The following is a 2,974-nucleotide window of genomic DNA, read 5'->3' on the forward strand; positions in this document are numbered from 1 at the left end:
TGATCTATTTGACCTTGTAGGTAATTCAAAAAGCCAATCATAGCCTTTGGACTTGAATAGTCGATTTGTGGTGTTACTGCTTGCTTTTCCAATTCTTGCCAACGATCAATTATTTTTGCTCGTAAGGCAGTGCTGTAACCAGAAACTAAAATGAGGCATTCACGTTTGGGGAGGTTATAACAAGGGCGGCTTTCACCTTTGCTATCAAGATAATAACCACTAAAATCAACCACCCCAAATTTGGGGACGTTAAGTTCTTCAAGCATTTTCTTGATATCACGCATAACATGGTCATGTCTTTTACTGCACAATTCTGCAATTTCACGACTAGACATGGTTGGAATTGTTTCGTGTTTGATTGTATTGTGCTGGATAGCAATAGGCTTTTCCATTACGAACCTCATATTGATGGGATTGATGAATGAAAGGGGGCGCTTTTAAATGCGCCCTTTAGAAGATTTAAATCACATCACAAAGACGTAATTTATTTTGCTCTTCATAGGTCCCGTAGACCTCATCATTATATTTTTCTTCTGCTAACTCAGATAAAAGATCATGGTAAGCATTACTTTCACGTACAAAGTAATGAACCTCACTATCCTCATGGAGATGTTCAATATTTGCTTCTACATATGCGTCTGCAATCTCTTCAAAGATATCTTCACAATTATTCTCAGAAGGATTGATGCGAAAGATTTGGATTGCATCATCTGCCTCGTCAATAATTTTTAGAACTTGGCTTTCATCCAGTGGTCCAGACCGACCAATGTTTTGATCATCATCATAGACAACTAATAAGATTTCATCAGAATTTATAAGAATTGGATTTTCCATAATTTTTCCTCCCTAACGCCTCTTGGCGATTGTTTGTGCGTGGTTTGTATAATTACTTATATAACTATAATTATAAAACAGCAAGCAAAAAATTATAAAAAGTTATATTTTTTATAAAAAATATTATAATATCTTACTGAATAAGAGGGGAGGATAATTAGCGATAAGTCCGAATCATCTTGCTGTAAGAACTTATTGGCAAAATAGCAAATATTTCTCCAATCCACACAATTTTAACATTCTTAATAGGTAAGGCATTCCAAGAAAGCAGATCTATTTCACCATTCATGCCCCTGCTAATCTGCTTTATATATCTTTTATTATCATGTGTTAAAATAACGGCTTCTTTGCCAAAAAAGGATTCTATTGTTTTAATTTGGCGCCGTCTTACGATAACCATATCTCCATCTTTATAGGCTGGAATCATAGAATCTCCTTTAACTTCAAAAGCAACCATATCATCAGGTAAAGCAAAAGGAATTTCTACTTGTTCAAGACCATCTTCAGGGATTTGTTCAAAACTTGGATCTATCTGTGTTCCTGCTCCAATATACCCCATAAGAGGAACAAAAGTTGTGAAGTGATTATCCCCTTTTAGTTCTTTATATAATTCTAAAATGGCATCTCTATTAGAGCCGCGTGGATCAGAATCTTTTAACCACTTAGACACTGAAGCTTGTGTTACGTTTAGCCGTTTGGCTACATCTTCTTGCGTTAAGTTAAACTCGGTCAAAATCTTTTTTAATGTGTTTATAATATTAGATTTATTACTCATACTTCTGTTTACCTTATTTTTTTATCGTTGATAAAGATAAATTTCATTGACTTTATATAACTATAATTATATGAATAAAGTAAGACAAAGCTGTAATTGGAGCTTGTAAATGGATCAACGAGAAGATTTTAAGAATTTGACTAAGTCAATACGGGGCAAATTTAATTGGACACAATCAGAAATGGCGAAAATGCTTGGTGTAACTCAAGCAGCTGTTTGCAAGTGGGAAAAAAGAGGATCTATCTCCGTAATAAATTATCTAAAGCTGCAAAAGTTGAAGGATAGTTCTAGCTCTAGTTCTGCTTTTATTGCTGCTCATACAGATAATAATGAACAGCAACAGCATCATTCACACTCTTAAAGAAGAAAGGAAATAAAATGGATTACGGTTTAGCAATATCATTACTGTCTATATCGGTTGTTATTTTGAATATAATTGTATTTTTTCATTGGTACAATAATAGATAGAGGAAGGGAATTAAGATAATTAAAAACTTAGATCTTATAGCTTGTTTTTGGTGTGTAGCTCTTTATTCCATTTTTTATTCATCGCGAATGAGGGAACGAGATAGAGCATGTTCTGTCTTGGATATCTTAGCCCAAAAATTCAATCTTTGCGTCTCTGAAAAACGAAAAAAGCCAATGCAATAAAAAGCTTTAAGTGTTTTATTGGGATAGTTAGAGGAAGTATGTTCTAAAATGATATTTATAGGATTTACTGTGTCTGGTTTCATAGCTTGAATAGTCAGTAAAATTGTAAGTTCCTTCTTACTCTCTACATTAAAGAGATCAAATGTGCTCTCTGGTTCCGGTTTTAACTTAGGATGTATTAAGTTAATGTGTTTAGGATTTACAGGGATATTGACGCTTGGTTCTCTAATAATTCTGGGATTTGGATTGTAATAGATGGCTTCGACAAATTGAAACGGACTTTTGGGGTCTAGCCAGATATTATTTATCTTAATTGCTTGTTTTGTGGGATTATAGGAGGTTAAATCTACTTTGAATGTGGGATTTTCATTTGAATCGTAAGGTACATTTGCTAGCGTTTTTGTATAATTAATTTGTAATTTAGGTCCTAGAGCTTGTTGTTTGTCTTTACTGTATCTTGTCCAAATTGAAACACCAGCATGAATAGTTGTAGCAGTGAGAGATAATATAGAAAAGCATTCATATATCGTTAACATTCTTTCCCCCTCATTTCGAAAATAATTACCGTCAAACTACTTTTAAAATGGAATAGCAAATGGCTAACACGATTCTCTGTCTTGATCTAGGCACTAAGACTGGCTGGGCGCTTCGTGATGCAGATGGTTTTATCACAAGTGATACAGAACATTTTCAATCACGCCGTTTTGAAGGCGG

At 34.1% G+C, this 2,974-nt stretch carries 5 protein-coding genes; 1 reads left to right on the forward strand and 4 read right to left on the reverse strand.

Annotated features, from left to right (window positions below; translation table 11 throughout):
• The 3 genes from ACFINU_RS09480 to ACFINU_RS09490 all read right to left on the reverse strand — a co-directional run.
• The coding region (locus ACFINU_RS09480; protein WP_375618923.1) for a Rha family transcriptional regulator at window positions 1-392 on the reverse strand (392 nt) is incomplete at its 3' end.
• Window positions 393-459: 67 nt separating this feature from the next.
• Window positions 460-834: a hypothetical protein gene (locus ACFINU_RS09485; protein WP_375618922.1), complete on the reverse strand. Its 375-nt coding sequence runs from the start codon at window positions 832-834 to the stop codon at window positions 460-462.
• Window positions 835-991: 157 nt separating this feature from the next.
• The gene (locus tag ACFINU_RS09490) at window positions 992-1,609 is read right to left on the reverse strand and encodes a helix-turn-helix transcriptional regulator (RefSeq protein WP_375618921.1); all 618 of its coding nucleotides are present in this window, start codon (window positions 1,607-1,609) and stop codon (window positions 992-994) included.
• A 109-nt stretch (window positions 1,610-1,718) separates the two neighbouring features.
• Here ACFINU_RS09490 and ACFINU_RS09495 point away from each other — a divergent pair, with 109 nt between their 5' ends.
• The gene (locus ACFINU_RS09495; RefSeq protein WP_375608875.1) at window positions 1,719-1,970 is read left to right on the forward strand and encodes a helix-turn-helix transcriptional regulator; all 252 of its coding nucleotides are present in this window, start codon (window positions 1,719-1,721) and stop codon (window positions 1,968-1,970) included.
• A gap of 181 nt (window positions 1,971-2,151) precedes the next feature.
• Here ACFINU_RS09495 and ACFINU_RS09500 read toward each other — a convergent pair whose 3' ends face one another.
• The gene (locus tag ACFINU_RS09500; RefSeq protein WP_375618920.1) at window positions 2,152-2,796 is read right to left on the reverse strand and encodes a hypothetical protein; all 645 of its coding nucleotides are present in this window, start codon (window positions 2,794-2,796) and stop codon (window positions 2,152-2,154) included.
• Window positions 2,797-2,974 lie beyond the last annotated feature (178 nt).

This window comes from Bartonella sp. AC130YNZD (genome assembly GCF_042196865.1).
In the GTDB taxonomy this organism is placed as follows: Bacteria; Pseudomonadota; Alphaproteobacteria; order Rhizobiales; family Rhizobiaceae; genus Bartonella.